At 32.5% G+C, this 7,529-nt stretch carries 9 protein-coding genes; 6 read left to right on the top strand and 3 right to left on the bottom strand.

What is annotated here, in order from left to right:
• Positions 1–248: DUF5929 domain-containing protein (locus tag AB8B65_RS08630; protein ID WP_405300523.1), on the top strand; the 248-nt coding region annotated here is incomplete at its 5' end.
• 80 nt (positions 249–328) lie between these two features.
• On the opposite strand, the gene AB8B65_RS08635 is transcribed toward AB8B65_RS08630, so the two are convergent.
• Together AB8B65_RS08635 and AB8B65_RS08640 are read right to left on the bottom strand one after the other, a co-directional pair.
• Positions 329–1,102: a carbonic anhydrase family protein gene (locus AB8B65_RS08635; RefSeq protein ID WP_405300524.1), complete on the bottom strand. Its 774-nt coding sequence runs from the start codon at positions 1,100–1,102 to the stop codon at positions 329–331.
• An 11-nt stretch (positions 1,103–1,113) separates the two neighbouring features.
• On the bottom strand, positions 1,114–1,812 hold the full coding sequence (locus tag AB8B65_RS08640) for a DUF2490 domain-containing protein (RefSeq protein WP_405300525.1): 699 nt from the start codon (positions 1,810–1,812) through the stop codon (positions 1,114–1,116).
• A gap of 172 nt (positions 1,813–1,984) precedes the next feature.
• On the opposite strand from AB8B65_RS08640, the gene AB8B65_RS08645 reads away from it, so the two are divergent.
• Positions 1,985–2,659 (top strand): NUDIX hydrolase, encoded by a 675-nt coding sequence (locus AB8B65_RS08645; RefSeq protein ID WP_405300531.1) that lies wholly within the window; start codon positions 1,985–1,987, stop codon positions 2,657–2,659.
• Positions 2,660–2,752: 93 nt separating this feature from the next.
• On the opposite strand, the gene AB8B65_RS08650 is transcribed toward AB8B65_RS08645, so the two are convergent.
• Positions 2,753–3,760, bottom strand: a complete 1,008-nt coding sequence (locus tag AB8B65_RS08650) for a hypothetical protein (protein WP_405300526.1) — start codon at positions 3,758–3,760, stop codon at positions 2,753–2,755.
• 241 nt (positions 3,761–4,001) lie between these two features.
• On the opposite strand from AB8B65_RS08650, the gene prs reads away from it, so the two are divergent.
• The 4 genes from prs to AB8B65_RS08670 form a co-directional block, all read left to right on the top strand.
• Positions 4,002–4,817: a ribose-phosphate diphosphokinase gene (gene prs, locus AB8B65_RS08655; RefSeq protein WP_405300527.1), complete on the top strand. Its 816-nt coding sequence runs from the start codon at positions 4,002–4,004 to the stop codon at positions 4,815–4,817.
• A 153-nt stretch (positions 4,818–4,970) separates the two neighbouring features.
• On the top strand, positions 4,971–5,525 hold the full coding sequence (locus tag AB8B65_RS08660; RefSeq protein WP_405300528.1) for an NADAR family protein: 555 nt from the start codon (positions 4,971–4,973) through the stop codon (positions 5,523–5,525).
• Between the two features lie 368 nt (positions 5,526–5,893).
• Positions 5,894–6,760, top strand: coding sequence for an MBL fold metallo-hydrolase (locus tag AB8B65_RS08665; protein ID WP_405300529.1), 867 nt, complete (start codon positions 5,894–5,896; stop codon positions 6,758–6,760).
• Between the two features lies 1 nt (position 6,761).
• A partial coding sequence (locus AB8B65_RS08670) for a TIGR02452 family protein (protein WP_405300530.1) occupies positions 6,762–7,529 on the top strand: 768 nt, incomplete at its 3' end.

A 7,529-nucleotide genomic window follows, 5' to 3' on the forward strand; every position in this document is an offset into this window, starting at 1 on the left:
TGCATCATATTTACAATACCAACAATTCTATTTTAGAAAAACTACAAAAAAATAGTTCGATTAACGAAGATGAAAATCACGATTTACGCAATTTACCTGCAACCTATATGATTTGCTATTTGAACGGTTTTCACGAAGCAAAAGACAAATTGGAATTGGCGAAACCACTTTTAAAATCCTATGATAAAGACATTTATGAGCTTTACAAAGCAACAATTCGGATTTTAAGGAAGATTAAGTATAGTTAATTTAGCCAAAGAAAAAATATAAAAAATCCTTACAAACAATAGCTTGTAAGGATTCATATTTTATTATGGAATTGTACTACTTAGTCTTTATTAAACATTACTTTTCCACTTTCCATATCGTATACTGCGGAAACGATCATGATTTTGCCTTCATCTTCCATTTTTGCCATCGTTGGCGACGCTTCTCTAATGTTTTCTACCGTACGCATTGCGTTGTTGTTAATTACCGTATTGGTAAATTTTTCATTTTTAGAAGTACGTTCTCCAGTTGATTTTGTGTCTACAACCGCAGGCTCAATTTCTTTGATTAAATCTGCCAATGAATTCATACCAAGTGCTTTTGCATCAACTTTATCAATTGTAGATTTTACCGCACCACAAGCCGTATGTCCCATTACAATAACTACTTTTGATCCTGCTACGGCAGTTGCAAATTCCATCGATCCTACAATGTCTGTATTTTCAATATTTCCAGCGACACGTGCTACAAAAATATCTCCGATTCCTAAATCAAAAACATCTTCTACTGGCACACGACTGTCTACACAAGAAAGTACAATTGCCTTTGGAAACTGACCAATCATTGCTTTTCTACGTTGTGCTGAATGATCACGCTGCGTTAAATTATTATTTACAAAGTTTTCATTTCCTTTCTTCAATCGTCCCACAATTTCTTCAGGAGTCATGCCTGCTTGTTCTTCGGCTGTTAAAATACTTTTTACAACTTTCGTTTCAACAAGTGCTGTTTCAGTTTTTTTCGTTTCTGGTTCAGCCTTCGTTGTTTTTGCTTCTTCACAAGATGTTAAAAATAAAAGTGTTGTTACTGCGAATAATTGTACTGTAAGTTTTCTCATTTGTGTGTGATTTAAAAATTATGGTGCAGACTGAATTGTAATTGTCCTTTCTGCCAATTAACCGTGGTTTGTTCCATCCATCCGAGTTGTACTCTTAGTTTAGTATTAATGGTATATCCCAAACCTAAATATGTTCTGTTTCTATCAAAAAATTGAACCGTACGTCCATTTCCTATGGTACGTTGTCCGTTTAAAAAAATCTCATTATAAAATGCTAAATAATATGTGTTTTTTACAAGTGCTGTATTATTTAAAGGTACATTGATAAAGAGATTGTAGCGATAACGCGTTCTAAAATCTTGATCTTCTACCCAACGTTGCTCATACCGAAAACGATGTGTAAGCAATACGCGTTTTAAAATTCTATTAGAAATCAATGCTTCTTGGTAAACACGATTTTCAGAAACAGGGTTGTCAATATCTTCTCCAAATTGCCCTGTGGTAATATTAGCAAATCCTAAGGTGAATTTCACACCTGAATCTTTGGGTCTAAATGTAATTCCTGAACGCAATAAAAGTTGCTCACGATCTCCAAGTCCGCGCCAATCACGATATTGAAAATCTCCTTGAATTCCCCAATTTGAATCCTTAAAATCAACGTTATAAAAATACATATACCAAGATCCTAGTTGATCTTCGTCTATTTGTTGCGCTTCACTTTTTGTAACGTAAAAAAGACAAATAATTAAAGGTAATAGCACTTTTTTCATATTGATAAATTTTAATTTCAGGGCAAATGTAGTGAAACTAAAAGTTATGTTAAGAACTATTAACAAATTTTTAATAGTATTACTGTTAATATATAATTGTAATGCTTTTAATTTAGATTTTAATGCAGAAATAAGAATGCAAAATCATGGTAATTTGTATTTTTGTCCCATGATGCAAAACATTCGTGTAGCAGTTGACGCCGTAGTATTTGGGTACAAAGACCATCAATTGAACGTGCTTTTAATAAAAAGAAAAGTCGCGCCATTTCAAGGTTCTTGGGCTTTGCCCGGCGGTTTGGTATTAGAACATGAAAGCCTAGAAACTGCCGTAGAGCGTGAGTTACAAGAAGAAACAAATGTTACTATTGACTATTTAGAGCAACTATATTCGTTTGGAAAACCTGGTCGCGATCCGCGAAATCGTGTCATATCTGTTGCGTATTTTGCCTTGGTAAAACCGTCTCATCACAAAATAAAAGCAGATACTGATGCGCAAGATGTTGCGTGGTTTCCTATCAACGAATTGCCTGAACTTTCCTTTGACCACGATGTTATTTTAGAAAAAGCCAAAACACGTTTGCGCAACAAATTGACCTACGAACCAATTGGTTTTGACTTGCTTTCGACCAAATTCCTATTCTCCGATTTGGAAAAACTATACATGACCATTTTGGAGAAAAAAATTGATCGTAGAAACTTTCGTAAAAAAATATTGAGTTTTGAAATTTTGGAAGAACTCGACGAAAAAGTCTCCGAAGGACGCGGAAGACCTGCTAATTTATTCAAATTCAACAAAAAACAATACTTCAAATTGCAAAAAGAAGGTTTCTTATTTGATATAAAATAATTTGGGCATGCCCGAAAACGGTCAGGCTGTCGGCAGTCGCTCTCTTCGAGGAGCTTCAACAAAGCCTCCATCCTTCACGCGAAACCAACAACCTTATGAACCAAACAACTCCAAAATAGTCTCTTTAAAACTATCATTTGCTAGCAATGCTTCTTGAGTTCCTTTCTCAAATACTTCCACCAATTCTTCACTTCCAACTTCATTTCGAGTAGGACCGTAAAACATTATTGTTGGATAAGATAACTTAAAAATACCTATCAAATTTCCGTAATCGGTAAAAGCAGATGCACCTATTTCTCCAAGAACCTCTTTAACTGCACAATGCAATCCTTTTAAAAAACCTTTAGTATGTGTTCCGTTTTGTTTCACAAAATCGGCTCGCGGTAAAGTAATCGTAGAAAAAGCTTCTTTCTCATCATACAAAGAAAACATAATTTCAGCTTTCAAATCAATAGTTTCGTCTTCAATAAAAAACTGAAAAGGCTTCATTAAAAGCTCATTCTCAAAACTCTTCATTGCAAACCAATCACTCAAACCATTCGATGTAAAATTTGCTATTTTTTTATCATTTTTATATATTAAAATTTCCTTTTCAGGATAGATACAAACATATCTTTTAAAATAATTGAACAGCAAATAATCTGGCAATTCCTTACTTTTCAAAATAGCAGCATCAAACCCAAAAGTAATTGAAGTGCTAGCTGTATTTTCTATATTTCTTTCTGAAACAAAAGCCTCTTTTTCAAAACAAAGTTCTTTTCCATTCGACTCAATAATACATTTTTCAGACAATGCGACTATAACTTGAAATAAATAATTACTATCACTCGTACTAAATAATGTTGCATCAAAAAGCCTCCTTTCTAATTCATAATTCAACACACCATTAAATGTGATTTTAAACAAGTCATTAGACATATTAATAAAGTTTACTTCATTCCATATTACATGTTGTTCAAAATATTCAAACAAACCTTTAATGATTTCCAAATTCCCTTTTTCATCAACTCGCCCAATATACATTGCAGGTCGTATTCTAATATGTTCCAAAGGATTAACATCCACAAAAGATTCAACAGAATATTCTATTTTTTCACTCATTTTATATATAATTTTTCAAGTAAAAGATACAAATAAATAGCGCATTATTTCAATCATTTATGCTATAATCTTTCGATTAAAAACCAGATCTCGCTCTTCAGCGAGATTAGTTCAACTTACAATTTTGAGTTCGTCTTGTTGACTTCTCAAAATTGAGTTTCACTAAATTAACGTAATTTTTACACAAAATAATTTGTAGAACGAAAAAAGCGTTTTATATTTGCGTACAAATAACGCTAATATGAACTATTTACATTTAGATTCGGACTTTACTCCTTTTGGAAAATCAATTGACTTTGAAACGTTTACATTTTCAGGAGGTGAACCACATATAAAAATAAAAGAAGCTGTAAATGATGCTGTTACAATTACACAACGCATTACTTCTTTCAATGATGTAGGTTTCATTTTGTTGGCAACAGATGCATTACGAAGAATGAATGTAAAAGAAATTAATCTGTTCATTCCGTATTTTCCAGCAGCACGTCAAGATCGTGTCATGGTTTCAGGAGAACCGTTAAGTGTAAAAGTATATACAGATATCATTAACAGTCAAAACTATGAAAAAGTCACTGTGTTTGATCCACATTCGGAAGTCACACCAGCGTTATTGAACAATGTAGCAATAATTGACAATCATGAATATGTAAAACAATGTTTAGCAAGCATAAAAGAAGAAATCGTATTGATTTCTCCTGATGGCGGTGCATTGAAAAAGATATATAAACTCTCGGCGTATTTAGGCGGAATTGAAGTGATAGAATGTTCAAAAAAACGAGATGTAAAAACAGGGGAATTATCTGGATTTACCGTTTACACAGACGATTTAAAAGGCAAAACAGGCGTTGTTGTCGATGATATTTGTGATGGCGGCGGTACATTTTTAGGACTCGGAAAAGCATTGCAAGAAAAAAACTCGGGAGATTTACACTTAATCGTAAGTCACGGAATATTTAACAAAGGATTTGAACAATTAGAAAGTATTTATAAAACAATATTTACCACAAACTCATTTAGAAATGTGGAATCAACACAAGTAGTACAAGTTGATTTTTAGATACTATATCGAGCCAAGAGCCAAGAGCCAAGAGCCAAGAGCCAAGATAAAAAATTCGTGAATTCGTGGTAAAAAAACAAAGAATTCACAATTTAAAATTTAAAATTCAGCATCTCGACTGCGCTCGATGTGACACATTTAGAATTTAAAGAAATGAAACATACATTACAACATATACAAACTCAGTTCAACTCTAAAAAACGATTGAAATATTTATTTTTTTGGGGACATCAACCTTCAAAAGATGGAAGTGTCACAAAAAGTTGTTTCAGTCAATGGTGGAAAGATGGGTTTACTGTTAATAATGAAACTTTTAAAACAGCCGAACATTGGATGATGGCTGAAAAAGCAACATTATTTAATGATGAAGAAAGTAGACAAAAAATTCTACTTGTTAATCATCCAGATCATGCTAAGAAATTAGGTAGAAAAGTTAAAAACTTTGATCCTGTTATTTGGAATGAACACAAGTTTAACATTGTTGTTAAAGGAAATTATCATAAATTTTCACAACATGAACATTTAAAACAATTTCTATTAAACACAAAAAATAGAATCATTGTAGAAGCCAGTCCAAGAGACCGAATTTGGGGAATTGGAATGAGTCAAAACAATGAAAAAGCTGCGAATCCGAATTTATGGCGAGGACAAAATTTACTAGGTTTTGCCTTAATGGAAGTTCGAGATCGATTACGTAAATCAACTTAAAATCGGTTTAAAGTAAAAAAAGTAACATTACAGACAAAACATTACTTATTTTAAAAAGATACAATCATTATCAATGTTTTTTAAAAAGGTTTTTGGGAATCTAACGTCTGTGTTAAGAAATAATGAATTAGCAAGCGGAATTGCGAAGCGTAGCTTCAAGCATGCAGCTTAGCTGATGAATGGTGCAAAGCAATTTCCTATACTCAGACTTGATTTTTTGGTTCGTTTTTTATCAAGAAAAAATGAACGTTACTAAAACTAGAGTTTGAAACACCAAAGTTGAAAAATTATTAAAAAATGCTAAAATCTAGTGCTAAGATTGGAAACAATTTAAAATTTAGCATACAACATTCAAAATTTTAAAAAACATGAAACTCACCATACACGGATACTCAACAGCATTATATGCAACATGGTATTATATAGAAGAATTAGGAATATTATTTGACGCAGGTGATGGCGTTTGTTCCAATTTATTAGGAAAAGCAGGAAAGATAAAACATGCGTTTATCTCACATGCTGATAGAGATCATTTAACTGGTTTATTACAATTCAATCAATTATTTGCAGGTTTAAAACCAACCATTTACTATCCGAAAGATGCAGGTTCATTTCCGTTTCTAAAAGATTTCTTTACCAAATTTGATCCGCATAACAAAGGAACAAACTGGCAAGAAATTCAAGACAAATCGATTATTTCTACAAAAAATACCATTCAAGTAGAAGCGATTGAAAACGGTCATGTAGTACAACCAGGTTTATTGAAAAGTTTAAGTTTTAAAGTATTTGAAACCAAACGAAAACTCAAATCGGAATTTGTGAATTTACATAAAGACGAATTGATTCAAATCAAAAAAGAACATGGAGATCATTTCCTAACGAATGAAATCAAAAGAAACATGCTCTCCTATTCAGGAGATACGCCAATTGAAGATTATAAACGCTATGACAATAGTGAAATTCTCATTCATGAAGCGACATTCTTGACCAAAGACGAAACAAATACAAAAGCATTTAAAAACAAACACAGTTCGTTAGATGATGTATTTAAAATGGTTGCGAATATTAAGATAGACAAACTGATCTTAGGACATTTTTCATCGCGATACGATCAACATGAAATAGACAAAGAAATTAAAAAACACATACAGCAGTACAACATCAAAATTCCCGTACATCGGATTCCTGTTGGAAAAGCTGTTAAAAATATTTTGGCGCAAGAGCCAATCAATTAAAATGAAAAAATCAACACGAAAACTCAAAGCTATTGAAACCTTAGACATTCAAAAAAATGGAAGCTATTTGTTTCAAGATAAAATTGTAGACATCAAAACTACACATGCATATACAGTTGAAAACTCAAACTATTATACCAGTGAGAAATTAGATGAAATACTTTCAACTATCACGTTAGATAAAAATTACGAAACACAATTTGAAGTTACAGATGAAACTTCTTTAAAAGCAATTTTACGATTAACAGCTGAAGAAAACATAATGTGCTTAAATTTTGCTTCCGCGAAAAATCCCGGTGGCGGATTCTTAAATGGCGCACTTGCTCAGGAAGAGAGTTTGGCAGTTGGTTCAAGCTTATATGCAAGTCAAATGGAGAATTTTGAATTCTATGAAAACCATAGAAACATGAAATCTTGCATCTATACAGACAGCATGATTTACAGTCCAAAAGTACCTTTCTTCAGAGATAACAAAGGTGAATTGATTGAAAGTCCTGTATTATGTTCGGTAATTACATCAGCTGCGGTAAATTATGGTGTTGTAAAAAGAAAAGAAGCGAAGAAAATTTCAGAAGTTCCCACTATCATGCGAACACGAATTGAAAAAGTATTGGCATTGTCTGTTTTACACGGAAATGATACACTAATACTCGGCGCTTGGGGCTGTGGCGTTTTTCAAAACGATCCAGCAGTAATTGCGAAGCTTTTTAAAGAAGTGTTGGAAACAACATTTAAAAATCAATTTAAAAAAGTGGTGTTTGCTATTTAT

This window comes from Kordia sp. (assembly GCF_045105435.1).
GTDB lineage: Bacteria > Bacteroidota > Bacteroidia > Flavobacteriales > Flavobacteriaceae > Kordia.